This window comes from Thermogymnomonas acidicola, assembly GCF_014646795.1.
Classification (GTDB): domain Archaea; phylum Thermoplasmatota; class Thermoplasmata; order Thermoplasmatales; family Thermoplasmataceae; genus Thermogymnomonas; species Thermogymnomonas acidicola.
In genome coordinates this window covers 393335-413309 of the sequence record NZ_BMNY01000001.1, presented here as the reverse complement: position 1 = coordinate 413309, position 19975 = coordinate 393335, and the positions used below count along the sequence as shown (strand labels likewise).

The window sequence follows — 19975 nt, the reverse complement described above, 5'->3', positions numbered from 1 at the left end:
TTCACATTGTCGTGAAAAGTGCTTTGAAAAATTAATATATTCATTGTTGTTCATTTTGTCTGACATGGTCAGATATCATTTGAGATGGACTATATTTTACGTGGGAGGCCGCCACAACGCCGGGATCTACAGGTGCAAGTACTGCGGGATGTCGGTCAAGAAGAGGGAGAGGGTCTCACACCTCAAGAGGTCTCACGCTGCAGAGTTCGAGGTGGAACTGGCCAGGTACGGCTGGGTGAAGCAGAGTGCGCCAAAGGTGAGCCAGAAGGGACAGACTGTGCCCATAGAGGCCCTCAAGAAGGCCCTACTGTCAGACCTCCAGGAGATATAACACAGGCCTCTTCCTGATACTTCCACCCTGTTTTTTTATTAGAGTTTAGGGATTAAACTTTTTACAGGTAACCTGGGTCTCCCGTAGTCTTCTTCCAGGGCCTTCGGTGCCCGGTTTCCAATCAAGTATTTATATCGAAAATAGATATCTGTTTTCGATCCAAATGATCACGGTCAACCAGCCTGAGGAGGGCACAAGCACCATATCTGTCAGGTCCGTCTCCAAGAGCTACGGGGATGTTCGCGCTCTTGACAGCGTCAGCCTTGAGATCAGGTCAGGTGAGATATTCGGCCTCCTGGGACCAAACGGCGCCGGCAAGACGACGCTGATCAAGATACTGACAGCCCTTGTGCCGCCGACGTCTGGAGAGGCCTTTGTTGCCGGTTACAGTGTGACCAGGCAGCCTTACGAGGTGAAGAGACGGGTGGGCTGGGTGGCGGCGGAGGTGATACTGGACGACGACCTCACGGCCATGGAGAACCTGTGGCTCCAGGCGAAGCTGCAGAACATGAGTGACTGGAGGGGGTACGCTGAGGAACTGCTCACCTTCTTCGGCCTCAGGGACAGGGCGGACAGTAAGGTGAAGGGCTTTTCCACGGGCATGAGAAAGAAGCTCGAAATAGCGCTTGCGCTGCTGCACAGGCCAGCGGTGATCTTCATGGACGAGCCCACCATAGGCCTTGACCCCGGCACGAGGAGGATGCTATGGGACTTCATCAGGAACACGAACAGGGAGTACGGCGTGACCGTACTGCTCACAACACACTACATAGAGGAGGCTGACCAGCTCTGCGACAGGATTGCAATCATCAACCACGGGAAGATCGCTGCCGTTGGGACGCCGGCTGAGCTGAAGGCAACAGTCGAGGGCGAGGTGATCGAGGTGGAGATGAGGAACCAGGCCACCCTGGACGGCCTGGATGGCCTGGAGGGCATAAGGGAGGTGAGGAGGGAGGGCAGCAAGATCCTGATCTCGGTGCCAAGCTCATCTGACATACTGCCGGCGGTGATAGAGAGCATAGGCGCCTCAAACATAAGGAGGATCTCAATACACGAGCCGAGCCTGGAGAGCGCCTTCCTGAAGATAACGGGCAAGACCATTGAGGAAGAGGAGAGTGTGGACATCAGGAAGTTCTATGCAAACATAAGGAGGGCAAGGAGGTGATGGCTTGAGCTTCAGCCAGTTCCAGGGCCTCTTCGTGAGGGAGGTGAAGAGGATCTACAGGAACCCGCTGGTGATAGCTACCACAATAGCGCAGCCGTTCATCTGGCTTGCCTTCTTCGGCAGCAGCCTGGCACTTGCGCCATCCCAGTTCCTGGAGGAGTACTTCCACACCACGTCATACATAGAGTTCCTGCTGCCTGGCGTGCTGTCCACTTCCATGCTCAGCATAGGCATGTTCGCATCCATGAGCTCAGTGCAGGACAAGCGCTTCGGTTACATGAAGAGGATCCTGATAACGCCCACAACAAAGTCGACCGTGTTCCTCTCCAAGGTCTTCGGTGCCACAATGAGGGGCCTGGTGCAGATACCTGTAATGGTGGCTGCATCCATAGCCTTCGGTGTGAGGTTCCACATACCGCCTGCAGGGTGGGTTGAGTGGATCCTGGCACTCTTCCTCCTGGGCCTGGGGTTTTCCGGCCTCTTCCTTGGCATGACCGTGTCCAGCACAGACTGGCAGACACCCGGGGTTATCTCGAACTTCATCACCATGCCACTCATGTTCTCGAGCACGGCGCTATTTCCATCCACGGGCTTCCCTGTATGGATGAGGGACATCTCTATGGTGAACCCGGTGACCTTCTCCGCCTCCCTTGGCCGCAGCATAGTCACGACCGGGACCGACCCGAACCTGATGTACCTGGCGTACCTGGCCATATTCGCTGCCCTGACACTGAGCCTGGGTTCACTGGCGGCCAGAAAGTGGCTCAAGGTGGAGTGAGTGCATGTGCAAAAGCATTTAACCGGATGATCCCTAACTGCCGCCATGCAGAAGGGCGTCTCCCGCTCAGGCCGGCCTGTTTCGTACAAGGGCGATGTGAGGAAGTTCAGGGTGGGCCAGGGCTCAAGGTACCTCCAGTACGGCGATGGCCTGCCCTACTCTTCCCTTGAGGAGGATAAGCCGATCAGGGGCCTCAGTGTCGTGCCCGCAGGGGAAGGTGGAGTGCAGATCTCGTTCCCGATGGATGACATAGACTGGATATTCGGGCTCGGCGAGTCCTTTGGGCACCTCAACAGGCTCAGGAGCGCACACACCGTCTGGACATACGATTCCTGGGGCTACAACAGGAGCGGGAGGATCCAGTACACCGCGGTGCCTTTCATCGGCATGCACGCGGTGGAAGGTGGGGAACGCCAATGGAAGGGGCTCTTTGTCAACTCTGGCTCCAGGATGACCTTCGACCTGGGGCGTTCCGTCTACAACATGGCCACCATATATGTGGATGAGGGGCACTTCGACATATACACTTTCTCAGAGAGGGATCCAAAGACCCTGATCGAGGACTACACCACCGTGACTGGAAAGCCGTTCAGGCTGCCCTCCTGGGCCCTGGGCCACCAGGTGTCGAGGTGGTCATATTATCCGGACAGGAGCGTGATGAGGGTGATCGACAGGTACGCGGAGGCGGGCATGCCAGTCTCGGCGGTGTACCTGGACATTGACTACATGGAAGGCTACAGGGTATTCACCGTCGATCAGACCAGGTTCCCGGACATGCCAGGCATGGTGAATGCCCTCAGGGAGAGGGGCGTGAGGGTTGTGCCGATAATAGACCCAGGCGTTAAGGTGGACCAGAACTTCAGGGTCTTCAGGGCCCTACTGGGGCACTACATGGAGGCGAAGAACGGGGACATATTCACGGGGAAGGTGTGGCCCGGCACCTGCGCGTTCCCCGACTTCCTTGACAGTGAGGCCAGGGGGATATGGTCCCATCTCGTGTCCGAGTTCGCCTCCTCCGGTTACGGGGGCATATGGCTTGACATGAACGAGCCAGCAGTGCACATTGAGCCGGAGAGGAGGGAGGAGAAGGAGAGGGAGATGAGCGAGTCCTTCCACAGGTACGGAGGGGAACGCGTTCAGCACAGGTACGTGCACAATTACTATGCTTACTACCAGGCCATGGCCACCTACGAGGGCCTCAGAAAGGTGAGCGATGAGCCATTCATACTGACCCGCTCCGGGTTCTCAGGGATCCAGAGGTTCGCAGCCGTATGGACGGGTGACAACGAGGCCTCCTGGGATGACCTCCGTCTTCAGTTCCGCCTGGTGCTGAGCCTTGGCCTCTCCGGGATACCGTACTCCGGCTGTGACATAGGTGGGTTCATGGGCGACACCTCCGCGGAGCTCCTGGTCAGGTACTACCAGGCAGCTACGTTCTTCCCTTTCATGAGGATACACAAGGTAAGGGACTCGAGGGACCACGAGCCTTTCAACCTGCCAGAACCGTACAGGGAGAGGGTGAGGCTTGCAATAGAGACCAGGTACAAGGCTTTCGAATACATGAGGGGCGTCATGGAGGAGAGTGTGTCCACTGGCCTCCCGATGCTCCGGCCCCTCTTCCTCGAGTACCCGGGGGACAGGGAGTGCTACCTGGTCGAGGACGAGGCGATCCTTGGGGCCCACCTCCTGCATGCGCCCATAATGGAGGGGGGGAAGGCCTCCAGGGATGTTTACCTGCCCGATGGGACATGGATCGAGGTGGGCACGGGGAGGGAGCTCTCAGGTGGCCGCTGGGTTGAGAGCCACAGCGACAACCCCGTTTTCCTGAGGTCTCCCGTGCAGGATGGCCTGAAGGGCCTCATGGGTCCAAGGCGCTGAGCGGTGCTTCTCACCGTGCTCCGGTGACTTATGGATCGCCGCCATGCCAGTACCGTAGACCATCCCGGCCCTGCAGGGCAGCCAGTTCATCATGTAGGTATCAGCGATGGCGGACGTGGCAGCAGACTGCGTGCCTATATAACCCTCGTGTACCTCGCCAGCCTCTCTGCTGCCCCCTCGGACAGGCCGTCCCGGCCCATTATTGTGTACCATGGGCGCATCCTGTGGGCCCTTGTCAGCGCACCAACCACCTGCTCCTTCTTTATGCCCAGGGCCTCTGCGGTGACCTGCATGCCAGCCCTCTCGAAGAGGGAACGCACATCCCTTCCTGGGTCCTGCAGGTAAGACATGAGGACGGTGCCGAGAGCGCAGAACTCCCCGTGCATTCCCTCCGCACCCATGTTCTCAAGCGCAAAGGCGAAGAGGTGCTCGCTCCCTGCTGCCACCCTTGTTGTGCCAGATATCTCCATCAGGTATCCGTCGGTGACCTCGGAGAGGAAGAGTGTCTCAATCCCGTTGTAGTTCATCTTTGCGATGTTCTCAAGCCTCCTGGTGAGGAGGTCAACCGTCGACCTGGCTATGTTCGCCCCGTAATCGCTGTACCTTTCTCCCGCGAGCCAGAATGCCAGGCGCCAGTCAAAGAGCGCGGTCACCTTGGACATCATGTCACCGAGGCCGGCAAGGACGAACCTCTTCGGCTCATGGATAAGGATGTCGTAATCGCCCACTATCACGTCTGGCGGCTTTGTCCTCACCGGCGTGTTCCTCTCGCCGTCCCAGAGCACGGAGTAACCTGTGGAGAAGGCATCGCTGGACAGTGTGGTTGGCACGGCCACCAGCCTTGTGCCCAGCCTGTGGGCAACCCACTTGCCCAGGTCACATATCCTGCCGCCGCCAACGGCCACCAGGGTGTCAGGCATGAGGCTCCTGACCCTGGCCTCAAGCTCCCTGGCTTCCCCCAGCGTGGCCCTTATGTCCCCTGAGATCACCTCTGTTGCTACTCCTTCCCTTTCCAGTGACTGCGCCACCTTGGAGCCTGCGATACCCATCGTCCTTTCGCCGGAGACGATGGCGCAGGACCTGCAGCCCATCTCAGACAGCCTCTTCCCGGTCTCCGCTACTGTGCCGATGCCTGCTAGGACACTTGTCCTGAAGGATATGAGGCCCTGCATCACTTACCAGCCAGTTTCCTGCTCTCCCTCTCGAATACCTCCATACCCTTCTCCACAAGCTCGTCCTCGATGGTGAGTGGCGCCATGAAGCGCATCACGTTCCCGTAGTGGCCACAGGAGTGCATCATAAGCCCGTTCTGGAAGAGTGCGTGCTTCAGTCTCTCCACGTACTCGCCCTCTGGCCTCTTGTCCTTGCCCGCGAACTCAACGCCAATCATGAAGCCCAGGCCCCTGACTTCCCCGAGCTTCGGATTCCGCTCCGTGGCCTCCTGGAACATCTCCAGGATCTTCCTACCATCCCTCTGGACCCTCGGGAGCAGGTCCGAGGACTTCAGGTAGCTGAGTATTGCCTCGCCAGCGGCCAGGGCCAGCGGGTTTCCCCTGTATGTGCCCAGGTGGAACCCCGGAGGCAGGCCCTCGTCATACTCCGGGCGGTAGGCTATCATGGACGTGGGGATGCCTCCGCCTATGCTCTTCGAGATGCACATTATGTCCGGTGTGACCGAGCTGTGCTCCGAGGCCCATATTTTCCCTGTCCTTCCGACGCCGCTCTGCACCTCGTCGACGATGAGCGGTATCCCTTCCTCCTCTGTTACCTCCCTGAGCATGGGCAGGAAGTCCTTCGGTGGCACTATGTAACCACCCTCCCCCTGCACGGGCTCCACGAGCACCCCGCCTATCTTCCCTGCCCCTGAGTACGGGTCCCTTATCAGGTATCTGAGCATGTCGACGACAGCCTTCGAGACATCTTCCTCTGCCATGCGTACAGGGAATCTATAAGTGTAAGGGTATGGGAGGTGGTAGATGTCCTGCGCGCTGAGGCCTGCATATTCCCTGTAGTGCCAGTTCGCAGTTGCGCCGACGATGTGCCCCGCCACACCGTGGTAGGCACCGCCAAATGCCACAATCGTCCTGCCCTTTGAGACATGCCTCGCAAGGCTGACAGCAGCCTCGCAGGCGTCCGCGCCTGTCACCGTGAACATCACCTTGGCCCTGTTCCTCAGCGACCCCGGCAGGGTTGAGAGTAGGGTCTCCATGAACCTGACCCTTGCCTCCGTGGGGACCTCGTTTATGTGCACCAGCCTGTCCAGCTGCCTTTCAATGGCAGCCCTCACGACAGGGTGGTTGTGGCCGAGGTTGAGGACGCAGATGCCAGCGAACCAGTCTATGAAGATGTTCCCGTCCACATCCATGACCGTGGACCCGGAGGCCCTGTCCACGGCCATCCTGAAGAACCTGGTGTAGGTTCTCGACGCCGTCTCGTACTTGTCCTGCTTCTCCAGCATCTCCCTGGACCTCGGCCCCGGGACCTCCGTAACGATCCTGGGGGCCTCCATCATGCTTATCGATTCAACCATTCAGACCACCTCATGTGTAGGAAGATTCAGCATCATACTCCCCGGCCCTCTCCAGCACGGCCGGCTTGCTCCTTGAGTAGTAGAGTGAAACCGCGGGGCCAATGACTGCGCCCAGTACAAGGGCGACCACAGTTGCAACCAGGTAGGCCAGGTTTATTGCGCTGGGCGATGAAGTGTAGCTCTGAACAGTGGACTGCACGGAGTAGAATATCACCACTATGCCGAGCACGGAGGACACGGTTGGGGCCACGACCTGGTAGAGCAGGCTTCTGTCCTCCCTTCTCAGGGAGCGGTAATAGAGCGAGAGGCCGGTGTTGGCGTATATGTGGACGAATATGATCGCTATTCCGGCTGTGGTGAGGAGTATCAAAGCACCGTTCTCCGGGCCGAATATCGAGCCCAGTATCATGTCTATTACGAAGGATGCGGTGAGCCAGACGAGCATTGCGTTTGAAGGCGTCCGGTACCTCCTGTGCACCCTTGAGAGGCCCTTTGGAAACACCACACCGTCCCTTGCAGCAGAGAACCATATCCTGCTCACGGCGTTGGTCTTCGCAACACCATAGGAGAAGTAGGAGTTAGCAGTGAATATTATTAGGAGTATGAAGCCAGCGACGCCCAGGTACTTCCTGAACACCAGCAGGCCGGGGTCGGGGGAGCTGGCGTATGAGGATATGTTCCCGATGCCCCAGCCCACGGTAAGTGCATATGCAGCCGGTATGAGCGCAAGGCCGGAGAGGGCCCACGCTATTATGAGTGAGCGCCTGACGCGCTTCTTCGGGTCCCTAATCTCCTCAGACGTGGTGGTTACTGTGCCCAGGCCTGTGAAGTCGAGTATGGAGAAGACCGTGCCGAAGAGGACTGCGGAGAGTGCGCCCGCAGGTATGGTGAAGGGCACCAGCGTGTTCGCGTGCCCCACCCTCACGATTATGATGATGGAGCCAAGGAGCAGGAACATGGCCTCCGCGAACCCGGTTACTGCAACGTAGTTAAGAGATGGCCTTATCCCCAGGTACGGCAGTATGAACATGTAGAGGGTTATGGCAACTGAAAACGCCACCCATATGTAAGGTATGGAGGATATCCTGGAGGAGAGGAGGTATATGAAGGAGGCGAAGCCCAGTATGCCGAAGCTCTGGCCTGTGAGGTTTTCACCCATCCATGAAACCAGCGCCGGGGGCCCAAGCATTCCCTTCTTTGTGGAGCCCGCTGCGTATGAGTAATAGCTGCCCGCGTTGGCCTTGAACTTGGAGAACTGGTACGGTGTGATCATCCAGAGGCCGTATATGAGCCAGGCGAGGAGGACAGAGAGGGCTGAGGAGGCGCCTGCAAAGGCAAAGGTGCCTATCAGGAGTATGGCCACGTCCGCAGCTGGCCCAACGAACGAAAAGCTCTGGAATACGCCCTGCCATGTGCCTATGGCGCCCTTCCTCAGGGAGGTCGTTTCACCTGTATTGCCTTCCATCCACATGAACAAACATCAATCTGTATAATAATATTGTTATGATTATATTATTGTACCCACCACTGGAATTTTATTTCCATGAATCGTTTCTTTGGGAAATAAATTTCCCGTGAGAAGGGTAGTGGTGGCATGTGGTGTCACACAATTTATAAACCATGGTGACTATGTTGAGCCATGGACGTGTTCGACTACAGGATACTCAGGGTCCTGGAGGAAGACGCTGACCTGCCGCTTACGGAAATAGCGAAGAGGGTGGGCCTCTTCTCTGCCTCTGCCATAAGCAAGAGGATCAAGAGGCTCAAGGAGGAGGGCTACATAAAGGGCTTCAGGGCAGTCATAGACTACGAGAGGCTTGGCTTCAGCTTCAAGACCGTGACGTTCGTGAGGGCGAGGTACGGGAAGGACTACAACAACAGGATCGGGAACTGGCTCAGGGATATGCCCGGCGTGTCTTCCGTATACTTCATCCTTGGAGACATAGACTTCATTTTCACCACGGTGAGCAGGAACAGGGAGGACTTCCTGCAGAGGATAGAGAGACTCTCCGAGAACGAGGATATCGAGAGGACCGACTCAAGGGTCGTGCTGCAGGAGTTCAAGTCCACCCACAGCCTCGACATCTTCTGACCGGGTGCGCCTGTGGAGACCCTGATAAAGTTTTAACGGCATATGGGAATACTGTTACGTGGAACTGAAGGAAGCGTGGGAGAAGCTGCAGAGCGGGGAGGTCGGCCTCATAGATGCCAGGGAGACAGAGCAGTTCCTGAACGAGCACATACCCGGGTCCCTCTGTGCACCCTATTCTCCCTATTCATGGGGAAGGAGCATTTCAAGGTACCTCAGGGACTACCCCAAGAATGTCCTCGTGGTTGCAGGAAAGGGCCTGGGTGAGAAGGTCAGGAAGGAACTTGAGGAGAACGGATTCCAGGTCCTTGCCGTCATTGAGGGAGTGGAGGAGTGGAAGAGGAGCGGCCTGCCAGTGTCTGGTGTCCAGGAAGTGGAGCCGGAAAGGATCATGGAGAACTTGGACGAGTGGGAGGTCATAGATGTCAGGGAGCCGTACGAGTGGAACTACGGTGTGATACCAAAGGCGCTCAGGATACCCATGAACGACCTGCCTGATGCTCTCGGTAGGCTGGACAGGAACAAGAAATACGCTGTTGTCTGCCAGCACGGGAACAGGAGCCTCTCAGCAGCACTCTTCCTGGCCGACAACGGGATCAGGGCTGTGTCCATAGCCGGGGGCATGGAGCGCTGGATAGCCGAGGACCTGCCTTACGAGTTCCCAGAGGACTGAAGATGAAGGTCTCCCTCAACATCAGGGTTGACAGGAATACCTTCGAGGAGTGCCGCAGGATCGTGGGGGATGGCCTGGTGATGGGCCCTGACCCCGAGGCAGAGGTACAGATATTCGGGCGTGAATTCGTACTGGGCAGGAACACGAAGATGTTACAGTGCGTATACGCAGGCGTGAACCACATCGACTTCACGAGGATACCGGAGAATGTGCTTGTGTGCAGCAACGCCGGTGCCTACTCCGAATCCGTGGCCGAACAGGTATTTGCGCTCATATTCCACATCACCAGGAAGGTGTGCTACTTCAACAGCAGGACGCACGCCGGTGAGTTCAGGCAGGAGCCGGTGGGCTTCCTTTATGGCAAGACCATCTCTGTGATAGGGTACGGTGGCATAGGCGCCCAGGTGGCAAGGGTGGCCAAGGCCCTGGGCATGAAGGTCATAGGGTATTCCAGGAGGAAGATAGAGGACAAGAACTGCGACCTCCAGGTGGACTCGATAGAGGATGCAGCCAGGCAGAGCGACATAATGGTCATATGCCTGCCCCTGACCAAGGAGACCAGGGGGTGCATAGGCGGTGCTGTCCTTGGTGCCTTCAGGGGCACCATCATAGTGAATATAGCCAGGGCTGACGTGGTTGACCGGGATTCAATGCTCTCTTTCCTTGAGAGGAATAGGGAGAAGTATTACCTCAGCGATGTCTGGTGGAACGAGCCCAGGATAGAGGTGCCGATCCCTGACAACGCCGTGCTGACACCACACGTCGCTGGGGGCCCGAACCCGTCGGCGGGCGGGGACGACACTGTGAGCGATGTCTTCCGCCTGGCGATACTGAGGGCGTGCGAGAACGTCAGGGACTTCATGCAGGGCAATGCCCCCAGGAACGTTGTGAGGAGAGAGGACTACGTCTGAGGCTGCCTTGCTCCATGTGGCGTCTCCGGGGCTAAATTCTCCCTTGGGGTGCAGGATGCCATGTACAGCTTCAAGACAGGGGCCACTGCGCAGCCCTGGCTGTGTGGCATGAGATGCGACCTGGGCTGGGCCCTGGGTTGGTTGCATATGCCTGTTGTAGGGCACGTGACCGCATACTTGCGCTGAAAAAACATCTTCTCATACGATCAGATATAATTTATGAGGTCTGGGTTGCTGGTGGAATTTTCAGTCCCATCCTTCCCCTGATACAGTAAAGTATAATCTAATCACCCTGAAAATTTATACACCATGAAAATTTATATACTACAGAGCACATAATTTCTCTGATGAACCCTATACTGAAAACGGTGATACTTGCCATCCCCTACTTCTTCATGGTGCTGGGGATCGGCATATACAACAGAGTTAACCCTGAACTGGGAGGCTGGCCATTTTTTTACTGGTACCAGCTGCTCTGGATCTTCATAGCCGCACTGCTGACATTCGCCGTGTACCTAGCTGAGAGGAACGCTAAGGAGAACGGGGGTGCTGCCAGTTGATTACCATATTGGATCAGGCCATATTCTTCGTGATCGTTGTACTGGTGCTCATAGCAGGCTACCTTGCCTACCTTTGGAGAAGGGCCCCAATGAACAGCATGGACGAGTGGGGCCTAGGTGGGAGAAGGTTCGGTACTGTGGTTGTCTGGTTCCTGCTCGGTGGCGATCTATACACAGCCTATACACTGGTCGCGGTTCCTGGCCTCACGGCTAGCAGCGGTACTCTGGGTATGTTCGCCATCACCTACGGCATAATGATATACCCTATAGTCTATGGAACGATGCCCAGGCTCTGGACCATATCGAAGAAGAGGGGCTACATCACTGCTGCCGACTTCGTCAAGGACAGGTTCAACAGCAGGCTGCTGGCCCTCCTCATTGCGCTCACCGGGGTAGTGGCTGAACTCCCGTACATAGCGCTCCAGATAGTTGGGATAAAGTATGTGCTCAGCGCGCTTTCCATACCTGTTACCGCTGCACTGATCATTGCGTTCATACTTGTGGCAGGCTTCACCTTCATCAGCGGCCTGAGGGGCCCGGCGCTGACCGCAATAATAAAGGACGCCATTGTCTGGGCGTCTGTCCTGGTTGTGGTCATATACGTGCCCATCACGCTGGGCGGTTTCCACGCAATGTTCTCCAAGGCAGCATCCATAAGCCTTGCCACTGTGAAGCTCAGCCCTTCGCTTGAACTCGGGTACGTGACGCTCGCCCTTGGTTCAGCCCTGGCCCTCTTCCTGTACCCGCACGGCGTGGCTGGTACCCTGGGTTCAAAGGACGTCAAAACCATAAAGAGAAACGCATCCTTACTGCCGCTTTACAACGTCCTCCTGCTCCTTGTGGCAATCCTTGGCATAGCCGCTGTGGTGGAGAGAGGATCTCTGTACCCGAAAAGCATAAGCAGCCTTGCCTTCCCAGACCTCGTGCTGAAGGTGTTCCCGCCAGCGTTCACCTCCTTCGTGTTCGCAGCGGTGGTTGTGGGCAGCATAGTGCCTGCATCGATAATGGCACTGGCATCTGCCAACCTGCTCACCAGGAACCTGTACCTGGAGTACATAAACAAGGGGGCGCCACAGCAGAGGCAGGCCTTCCTGTCCAGGATATTGGTGTTTGTCGTCATAGTGGCAGCGCTCGCGTTCTCACTGGTTCCTGCAGCCAGCGGAGACATAATATACCTGCAGACTATGGGCGGCGCTTTCATACTCCAGACACTCCCTGCAGTATACATGGCGCTCTTCACTGACAAGCTCAACAAGTATGCGGTGGGCTTGGGTTGGGCAGCCGGCATGGTGCTGACTGTTGTCATGCTCTTCCAGGTGCACCTCGTGACGTCCCTCTACGGGCCGCTGGGTGATATATACATAGGCATATTTGCGCTGGTTGTCAACCTTGGTGTTGTGGGCCTGGGCCAGGCAATAGCGTTCGCCATGGGGCAGGCAAAGCCACAGGGCAACATAGACAACAGGGAACTGGTTCCACAGGAGTGATTGAGACAACTCTATTTTTAACACTCATTTTATTCTTAATATTATTAACCATAGACTTGACATTCAGGAATTACACATTTCACTATTCTTATATATGATTGAATTATTTAGATATGATCCTGAGATGGAGCAGGGCTCCGTTGTGTACGAACCGGTGAGCGATGGGCAGCTTGGCATAGACCAGGCGATAATCTTCAGGAGCGAGAGGGTCACTGTGAAGATGCTGAGGTTCTCCGGGGATGGCCACTACCCCATGCACAGGCACGTGGGGAAGAGGGAGGTCATAACCGTGCTGGAAGGCAGCATTTATGCCGTTATAGACGGAGAGGGAAAGCTCCTCAGGGAGGGAGAGACGGAGGTCGTTGAGGAGAACACCAGGCACATGCTCTCCAGCAAAGGAGGCGCTGCCAAGGTGCTCCTCACGATCTCTGAGACCCGCTGACCTTTTCTGCAATGGAGACGCTTGTTATCCACTCCCTGTGCACTGTATCGCCCCTCACGGCCCTGTAGAGGGCCTCTGTTATCCTGGATGTGACGTTACCGGGCCTGCCCTGGCCTATGCGTATGCCGTCCACCTCCACTATCGGGGTGATCTCTGCAGCAGTGCCGCAGAAGAAGGCTTCGTCCGCTATGTATAGTTCCTCCCTGTGGATCTGCCTCGCCACTACCTCGTATCCCAGGTCCCTTGCAATGGTCATTACGGTGTCCCTGGTTATCCCTATCAGTATGTCGGATTCGTCACCTGGCGTGAGTACCTTGCCCTTTTTCACGAGGAATATGTTCTCACCTGGGCCCTCCGCCAGGTATCCTTCCGGGGAGGTGAGTATGGCCTCGTCAAAGCCACTCCTCCTTGCCTCGGAGTTGGCTATTATAGAGTTGAGGTAGTTACCGCTCGCCTTTGCCTGTACAGGGAGGACAGAGGAAGAGATGCGGTGCCAGGAAGATGTCCTGCACCTTATGCCTGAGTTCTTGTCTGAGAAGTAGTTGCCCAGTGGAACCGCTGCGATGTAGACGCTGACCTTCTTGTCCTTGACTGAGAGGCCGATCCTGTCGTCGTTGTAGAAGGCGAAGGGCCTTATATAGCAAGATGAGAGGCCGTTCGCAGCCACAACCTCCATTACGGCATCCTCAAGCTCCTCCTTGGTGTACCTGAGGTTCATGCCGTAGATCCTGGCGGTGTTCACGAACCTCTCCATGTGGTCGCTGAGCCTGAATATGCCGGCAGAGCCGTCTGGGAGTGGGTATGCCCTGATGCCCTCAAATATGCCGCTGCCGTACTGCATGGAGTGAGTGAGTATGGGGACGGTGGCCTCACTGTATCCCACCATCTTTCCGTCCAGCCATACTTTCAGCGAATCGTACTGGGACATGGATGAAAACATGCCTGTATCATTAATAAAAGTGTCCTGATAGATAACGTCACTCTGGCTCCAGCTTCTCGCGGAGTATGGATGTTATGTAGCCCTTCACCTGGGCGAATGTCAGCTTTGGCGGCATAGGCCTCTCGTCCGGATCGACAATGACATCGAGCACGAACGGGCCCCTGGATGCGAACATGTCCTTCACGGCCCCATCTAGGTCGCCTGGCTCCTCCACCCTCCTGGACTCTATGCCCACTGCCCTGGCCACCTGCGAGAAGTCTGGGTTGTAGAGATCTACACCGAACTCAGGGTACCCCATTACCTGTTCCTCGAACTTTATCATGCCGAGCTTTGAGTTGTTGAACACCACAAGCTTCACAGGCCTCTCATACTTCTTGGCCGTTATCAGCTCCATCATGGTCATGGCGAAGGAGCCGTCGCCGATCATGGCAACGATGGGCCTGTCGGTGGCGAAGGATATCCCTATCGATCCGGGTATGCCTACGCCCATGCTCCCCAGCCATGCAGAGAAGAAGAATGTCCTGCCTGGCGGAGTCCTCATGTTGCGAACCGACCATACAGTTACGTTCCCGGTGTCCACGACCACCACAGCATCCCTGGGGGCATACCTGTTCACCGTGGCCGCAAGCCTCTCTGGCCTGATGGGCTTAGAACCGTCGCCCTCCATCTTCTCAAGGTAGGAGATCCAGTCCCTCTTCGAGTCCTGTAGCTCCCTGTAGAACTTGTCCTTCTTCTCCCTTACCTTATTCCTGATGCCGAGGAAGTCCTCAACGCTTGCAACGTAGCTCACCTTCGGCACAACCCTCTTGCCTATATTCGACGGATCGGTGTCCACCTGTATGGAGTCCACACCATCTGGATAGAATGAGACATATGGGAAGGATGTGCCCAGGAGTATCATGAGGTCGCACCTCTTCATGGCCTCCACTGAGGGCCTTGTGCCCAGGAGGCCGAGTGAACCCATGACGCGCGGGTCGCTGTCATCCACTATGCCCTTCCCGTTAACCGCGTATATCACGGGAGCGCCTATCCTCTCCGACAGATCCATTATAGCCTGTGTCTGGCCGGATGCGCCGCGGCCTATGAATATCACCGGCTTTTCTGACCTGTCGATCATCTCAACCGCTGCGGAGAAGTCTGCGCTGTAGTGTACCTCTGGAAGGTAAGGCGACATGTACACCTTCTCTTCCCTGGCCTGCTCCCTCAGCACGTTCACGGGCAGGCTAATGTGGGATACTCCCCTGTGGTACAGGGCCTCCCTGTAGGCCCTCACAACTATCTTCTGGACATTCTCCGGATCCACAATTTCGGTGTTGAAGACAGAGACGTCATCGAAGAGCTTGACTGTCCTGACCTCCTGGAAGTAATCGGTGCCGAGGAGATCGGTCTCAATCTGACCTGTGAATGCTATGACTGGGGCGTGGTCCATTTTGGCATCGTACAGGCCATTGAGGAGGTGGATGGAGCCTGGCCCCGAGGTACCTATGCAGACGGCTGGCCTGCCAGTGTACTTTGCTTCGAAAGAGGCCTCTATGGCGGCACCCTCCTCGTGCCTCACCTGGACGAACTGCATCTCCCTGTTGCGCCTCAGGGCGTCCATCAGAGGGTTCAGGGAATCGCCGGGGATGCCGTAGAACCTCCTCACACCCAATGAGTACAGGGTCCTCACTATGACTTCAGCGACGGTCTCTGCCATAAATTCATATCTCCATATCTTAATTAAACGTTTACAGTCGTGCGCCGGTCAACGGTGAAGGTCTCACCTGGAGCGCCTGACCATGAAGTCGGCCAGCCACGAGAGGAAGTCCTTTGCACTCTCGTCCCCAGGCACCCTTGACAGGTATTCTTTGGCCCTGGACACCAGCCTCTCCATCATGTCGAGGGAGTACTGGTAGGACCCGCTATCAACGACTATGTCCCTCAGCCTCATGAGGTCATCGTCTGTCACGCCAGGGTTGCCCAGCACTGACTGTATGAATTTTCTCTCACTCTCGCCGGACATCTCCATGGCCTTGAGGATCAGCAGTGTCTTCTTCCCCTCAACCACATCGCTCCTGACAGGCTTGCCGGTGACCTCCTGGTTGCCGAAGAGGCCAAGTATGTCGTCGTGCAGCTGGAAAGCTACGCCGGCCAGGTAACCGTAGTAGCTCAGGTTCCTGTCCATGTCCCTGCCAGCCAGGAGTGAACCGAAAGAAAGGGGGCCTTGAACAGTGTACCTGGATGTCTTCCAGAGGTGCAGGCGCATCAGGTCTGACTGGCAGAACTCCTCCATGTGTGAGGAGTGTATGTCGAGCACCTGGCCATAGCCGGTGGTCTCTATGATGGAGGAGAGCTCGGCACCTGCCCTCACAAGCCTCTCCGGCGGGAACCCGCTTCCCATCAGTACCTCATGGGCGTAGCACTCCGCTAGGTCACCGGCCACTATGCCTATGTTTTCCCCCAGCTTCTGCCTCCTCGGGTTGCTGGCATATATGTTACCTGCCTCAACGTGGACTGTGGGCCTCCCCCTCCTCATGTCGCTCTCGTCCATTATATCGTCATGGATGAGCAGATAGCTCTGTGCCAGCTCAAGGGCCAGGGACGCCTTCAGCATCCTCCCGTCCTCATGCTCGAATATGTTGTGCCCAAGTATTGATATTATCGGCCTCAGCCTTTTTCCCCCGTTGAGGGTGAAGTCCCTTATCATTCCCACGACCCTTGCGGTGAGGGCGTCGTGCACACTGGAAAGCTTCTCCTGGAAGAACTCTGACAGTGATCTGTCGATCTGGCCCTTCATCTCTGCAAGGTCTCTCTCGTATGACATGCGACCTCACATGCCATCGCTACAGATACTTTAACTTGATGGGACACTAATGTCAGTTAGAGAAAGTCCTGAATCGTACCGCACCTCACTGGCCACATGAAATGGATTATAGGGGTATTAGCCATTGCCTCCCGGATGAAGGTCTGCGTTGTCGGTTACCAGGGAGACGTTGAGGAGCACATCCAGACCCTCAGGTCCCTGAGGAGGAGGGATGTGGTTGCGGTCAGGGCAAGGCGGCTCTCTGACCTGGATGGCTGCAACGGCATCATCATACCTGGAGGGGAGAGCACCACCATATACAGGCTCACGGTGGAGAGTGGAATGTATAGGAGGATAGTTGAGATGGCTGAATCTGGCACGCCTGTCATGGGAACATGCGCTGGCCTCATATTGATATCGAAGGAGACGTTTGATGAGAGGGTGAGGGGCATGGGCCTACTTGACGTGAAGACGAGAAGGAATGCATACGGGAGGCAGGTGGACTCCTTCATAAGGGAGATAGAGATAGATTCCATAGGAAATTTCATGGGCGTGTTCATAAGGGCACCCATCATCGAGGACGCCGGGTCTGCGAAGGTGCTTGCGAGTGAAGGCGGAAGGCCTGTAATGGTGCTCCAGAAGAATGTCTTGGGGATGACCTTTCACCCGGAGCTGACGGGGGATACGAGGGTCCATGAGAAATTCTTAAATATGATAGAGGGGGAGGGGTATATTTCCACTGGAACGCATGGAGGTGAGGGGGAGTGAAGGTGACACCACTGAACGGTGAACACAAGAGACTTAATGCAAAAATGACAGATTTCCATGGATGGGAAATGCCACTACAGTACACAAGTATAATAGAGGAACACATGGCAGTGAGGACACATGCTGGCATATTTGATGTGTCGCATATGGGAGACATAGTTGTTGAAGGCAGTGATGCCCTCAGGTTCATGGACTACATTCTGCCGACAAAGGTCTCCTCAATGAAGGACGGTGAAGCTGCATACTCTGCATTCCTCTCAGAGAGAGGTACAATGATAGATGATACAATAGTTTACAGGATGAATGAAGAAAAGGTATTCTTCGTACCTAATGCCGCAACCACAGAAAAGATAAGAAACCATTTAACTCAAACCTCTTATAAATTTAACGTAAATATATATAACTTTTCTGAAAATGTATTTTGTATTGCATTACAAGGTCCTGAATCAGAGCATGTACTGAAGGAGATCTCTCTCCCCCAAGTGAAGCCATTCACTTTCTCATCTGTCCCCTTCGACGGGCACGTGAACCCGCTCACAGGCGAGAGGGATCTCATCATTTCAGGTACAGGGTACACAGGGGAGCGTGGAGTGGAAGTACTGGGGCACAGTGATGACGCTGTTACTGTCTGGAGAAGCCTCCTTGATGCCGTGAGGGAAGTTGGTGGCAGGCCGTGTGGCCTAGGGGCAAGGAACACGCTGAGGATGGAAAAGGGGATGCTCCTGTCTGGTACCGACTTTGACGACAACAGGGACCCATATGAATGTTCCATATCATTCATAGTCAACAACGATGGTGATTTCATTGGAAAGGACGCACTGATGAAGAGGAAGTCTGCGGATACAGAGATCTTCAGGGGCTTCGTCTGCGAGGGGAGGGAGATACCGAGGGACGGGCAGAAGGTTTACCACGATGGCGCCGAGGTTGGAATTGTGACCAGCGGCTCAATATCTCCAATCCTTGGAAAGGGAATCGCCCTCGGGTTTATAAAGAGGGAGTTGTCAAAGCCTGGCACCCGTGTGACTATAGATGTCAGGGGGAAGATGGCTGAGGCAAGGGTATCCCGTCCAAAAATTGTTCCATAGGAAATACACCCCTCCCTCTCCCCCTACCTCTCTATGAACTCCATCAACCTTCCGTCGGAGTAGGTACGGACGTAGAATCTGAAGATCTGGCCCATGTTACGTGCTACACATTCTCTCCCCTTAATGTAGTTCCCGTGGAGTTCCAGATACTCTATTGTACTCCATCCTGTGCGCCTTTTCACCTCATTAACTATATTCTCAAATGCATCTGCACACAGGTTGCAGCAGAAGTACATGTTCTGCCCTTCTATCTCCCTCCAGTACTCTCCCCACGTCGCGTCGCACAGCTGGCAACCATTCTTGTTGTTAGTTTCCATACATCCTCCCCCTCTCAAGCCTCGCGTTCAGGTACTCGTAGAGGTGGCCCATGGAATACGTAAACGCTATCATCACCTCCATCCCGTTGTCCATCTCCTCCACACCATCCTGTATCAGTTTGAGTGCCTCCATTGAATGGCCTATATCCGCACTGTAACCTTCCATCAGGAATTTCCTGGCGTCCTCTGTTATGCTCCCGTCACTCAGTATTGCGGGATCGAAATAACTGTACCTGGCGCCGTACTTCACCATCTCTCTGTTAGCCAGGAGTTCCATGCCGTGCACTGCTGCCATGGATGCGTTCCAGCTGCTGACCCTCGTGATCCTGTCCCATTCCCCAATCGCAACCTTAGTCGCCCTCAGTGGCCTGGAGCCTACTATCTCCTCCCTCTTAAGCCCATAGGATATACCCATCTTTATGAGGAGCTCGTGGTGGGCCGGGCTCTCCCTGCTGCCGTGGTACTCGGTGTATATGTTGTCCACCTCGTACATCCTCACATCATCCCTCTCACACCTCGATATTATGTTAGCGCAGGAAACGACCCACTGCCTCAGGAAGTGGTGGTGTTCCACAGCATAGCCCTTCAGTACCCACGGCTCCGGCCTCTGCATCGCGAGTATGAATGGGTGTGGGCTCTCTGAGAGGAACATATGCACAAACCTCCTGAGGATCCAGTCCCTGATATCGCCACCAACTTCGAACAGCCTGAACACCCTCTCAGTGAAATCCCCAACACCGACCCTCTCCTTCCCTAATTCCCTGTTGACCCACATGACATGCACAGGGTCACTCCTCTCAAGCATTGCATACAAGTGCCTGGCCACATCACTGAGATCCTCTCCGGATGGGGAAAAGCAAGCTGGGCACCTTATCATACTGCAACATATCATCAAAGTATATTTATCTGTATTCCAGATGGAAGAAATGCCATTGGGCACCTCCGTGTTGGTACCGGACTGGAAGCACCACACATCTCCACAGGAAGGGACCTCATTTTGTGTGTGGTCCAGCCTCCTATGAAGATGAAGAGTCGTTTTCCTGATACCTGTGATTCCAGGGTGAGAGGACCCACATGAAGCCAGCGGGTGTACTGGATTTGACTCATATTATATTTATACAAAATATGAATTTTATTTAATAAATTGTCATAAATATTTAAAACATGCGGAAATAACCGCACCGGCAGACTGCATGATGTACGGTTCAGCAGTCACAAATGTTTATATAGTAAAATGGA

At 55.5% G+C, this 19975-nt stretch carries 20 protein-coding genes; 12 read left to right on the top strand and 8 right to left on the bottom strand.

Translation table 11 applies throughout. The features are described 5' to 3' along the window. Nucleotides 1–64: 64 nt before the first annotated feature. The 4 genes from IEW66_RS02075 (at nt 65) to IEW66_RS02060 (ending at nt 4152) form a co-directional block, all read left to right on the top strand. Nucleotides 65–331, top strand: a complete 267-nt coding sequence (locus tag IEW66_RS02075) for a hypothetical protein (RefSeq protein ID WP_229657438.1) — start codon at nt 65–67, stop codon at nt 329–331. 163 nt (nt 332–494) lie between these two features. Further along, entirely contained in the window at nt 495–1496 is a 1002-nt protein-coding gene (locus IEW66_RS02070) for an ATP-binding cassette domain-containing protein (RefSeq protein WP_188679876.1), read from the top strand. Between the two features lie 4 nt (nt 1497–1500). Beyond that, entirely contained in the window at nt 1501–2274 is a 774-nt protein-coding gene (locus IEW66_RS02065; protein WP_188679874.1) for an ABC transporter permease, read from the top strand. A gap of 45 nt (nt 2275–2319) precedes the next feature. Next, nucleotides 2320–4152, top strand: coding sequence for a glycoside hydrolase family 31 protein (locus IEW66_RS02060; protein WP_188679872.1), 1833 nt, complete (start codon nt 2320–2322; stop codon nt 4150–4152). A gap of 134 nt (nt 4153–4286) precedes the next feature. On the opposite strand, the gene IEW66_RS02055 is transcribed toward IEW66_RS02060, so the two are convergent. The 3 genes from IEW66_RS02055 to IEW66_RS02045 are packed head-to-tail and all read right to left on the bottom strand — an operon-like array spanning nt 4287 to nt 8147. Further along, complete coding sequence (locus tag IEW66_RS02055; protein ID WP_188679869.1) at nt 4287–5324, bottom strand: iron-containing alcohol dehydrogenase; 1038 nt, start codon at nt 5322–5324, stop codon at nt 4287–4289. Further along, nucleotides 5324–6682, bottom strand: a complete 1359-nt coding sequence (locus IEW66_RS02050; protein ID WP_188679867.1) for an aspartate aminotransferase family protein — start codon at nt 6680–6682, stop codon at nt 5324–5326. The genes IEW66_RS02055 and IEW66_RS02050 overlap by 1 nt, the downstream gene beginning before the upstream one ends. Before the next feature lie 10 nt (nt 6683–6692). Next, nucleotides 6693–8147 (bottom strand): APC family permease, encoded by a 1455-nt coding sequence (locus IEW66_RS02045; RefSeq protein WP_188679865.1) that lies wholly within the window; start codon nt 8145–8147, stop codon nt 6693–6695. 174 nt (nt 8148–8321) lie between these two features. Here IEW66_RS02045 and IEW66_RS02040 point away from each other — a divergent pair, with 174 nt between their 5' ends. From IEW66_RS02040 to IEW66_RS02015, 6 genes are all read left to right on the top strand, one after another. Further along, nucleotides 8322–8774: an Lrp/AsnC family transcriptional regulator gene (locus IEW66_RS02040; protein WP_075057076.1), complete on the top strand. Its 453-nt coding sequence runs from the start codon at nt 8322–8324 to the stop codon at nt 8772–8774. Nucleotides 8775–8832: 58 nt separating this feature from the next. Beyond that, nucleotides 8833–9444: a rhodanese-like domain-containing protein gene (locus tag IEW66_RS02035; RefSeq protein WP_188679863.1), complete on the top strand. Its 612-nt coding sequence runs from the start codon at nt 8833–8835 to the stop codon at nt 9442–9444. A gap of 2 nt (nt 9445–9446) precedes the next feature. Next, nucleotides 9447–10355: a 2-hydroxyacid dehydrogenase gene (locus tag IEW66_RS02030; RefSeq protein ID WP_188679862.1), complete on the top strand. Its 909-nt coding sequence runs from the start codon at nt 9447–9449 to the stop codon at nt 10353–10355. Nucleotides 10356–10702: 347 nt separating this feature from the next. Then, nucleotides 10703–10915 (top strand): DUF3311 domain-containing protein, encoded by a 213-nt coding sequence (locus tag IEW66_RS02025; protein WP_188679860.1) that lies wholly within the window; start codon nt 10703–10705, stop codon nt 10913–10915. After that, complete coding sequence (locus tag IEW66_RS02020) at nt 10912–12402, top strand: sodium:solute symporter family protein (protein WP_188679858.1); 1491 nt, start codon at nt 10912–10914, stop codon at nt 12400–12402. Before IEW66_RS02025 ends, IEW66_RS02020 begins: the two co-directional genes overlap by 4 nt. A 124-nt stretch (nt 12403–12526) precedes the next feature. Further along, complete coding sequence (locus IEW66_RS02015) at nt 12527–12844, top strand: cupin domain-containing protein (protein ID WP_188679856.1); 318 nt, start codon at nt 12527–12529, stop codon at nt 12842–12844. Here IEW66_RS02015 and IEW66_RS02010 read toward each other — a convergent pair. From IEW66_RS02010 to IEW66_RS02000, 3 genes are all read right to left on the bottom strand, one after another. Beyond that, nucleotides 12822–13772, bottom strand: a complete 951-nt coding sequence (locus IEW66_RS02010; protein WP_188679855.1) for a branched-chain amino acid transaminase — start codon at nt 13770–13772, stop codon at nt 12822–12824. The two genes, IEW66_RS02015 and IEW66_RS02010, sit on opposite strands and share 23 nt — an antisense overlap. 49 nt (nt 13773–13821) lie before the next feature. After that, nucleotides 13822–15480 (bottom strand): thiamine pyrophosphate-dependent enzyme, encoded by a 1659-nt coding sequence (locus IEW66_RS02005; protein WP_188679854.1) that lies wholly within the window; start codon nt 15478–15480, stop codon nt 13822–13824. Nucleotides 15481–15543: 63 nt separating this feature from the next. After that, nucleotides 15544–16587 carry a polyprenyl synthetase family protein gene (locus tag IEW66_RS02000; protein ID WP_188679853.1) on the bottom strand — a complete coding sequence of 348 codons (1044 nt, stop codon included), beginning with the start codon at nt 16585–16587 and terminating at the stop codon, nt 15544–15546. Nucleotides 16588–16722: 135 nt separating this feature from the next. Between IEW66_RS02000 and pdxT the strand changes: the two genes are divergently transcribed. Beyond that, entirely contained in the window at nt 16723–17334 is a 612-nt protein-coding gene (gene pdxT, locus IEW66_RS01995) for a pyridoxal 5'-phosphate synthase glutaminase subunit PdxT (RefSeq protein ID WP_188679852.1), read from the top strand. Continuing rightward, nucleotides 17331–18419: a glycine cleavage system aminomethyltransferase GcvT gene (gcvT, locus tag IEW66_RS01990; RefSeq protein WP_229657437.1), complete on the top strand. Its 1089-nt coding sequence runs from the start codon at nt 17331–17333 to the stop codon at nt 18417–18419. The genes pdxT and gcvT overlap by 4 nt, the downstream gene beginning before the upstream one ends. Before the next feature lie 23 nt (nt 18420–18442). On the opposite strand, the gene IEW66_RS01985 is transcribed toward gcvT, so the two are convergent. Next, complete coding sequence (locus IEW66_RS01985; RefSeq protein WP_188679851.1) at nt 18443–18736, bottom strand: TA0938 family protein; 294 nt, start codon at nt 18734–18736, stop codon at nt 18443–18445. Further along, a complete protein-coding gene (locus tag IEW66_RS01980) occupies nt 18726–19613 on the bottom strand; it encodes a thiaminase II/PqqC family protein (RefSeq protein ID WP_188679848.1) in 888 nt (295 codons plus the stop codon). The genes IEW66_RS01985 and IEW66_RS01980 overlap by 11 nt, the downstream gene beginning before the upstream one ends. Between the last annotated feature and the right edge of the window lie 362 nt (nt 19614–19975).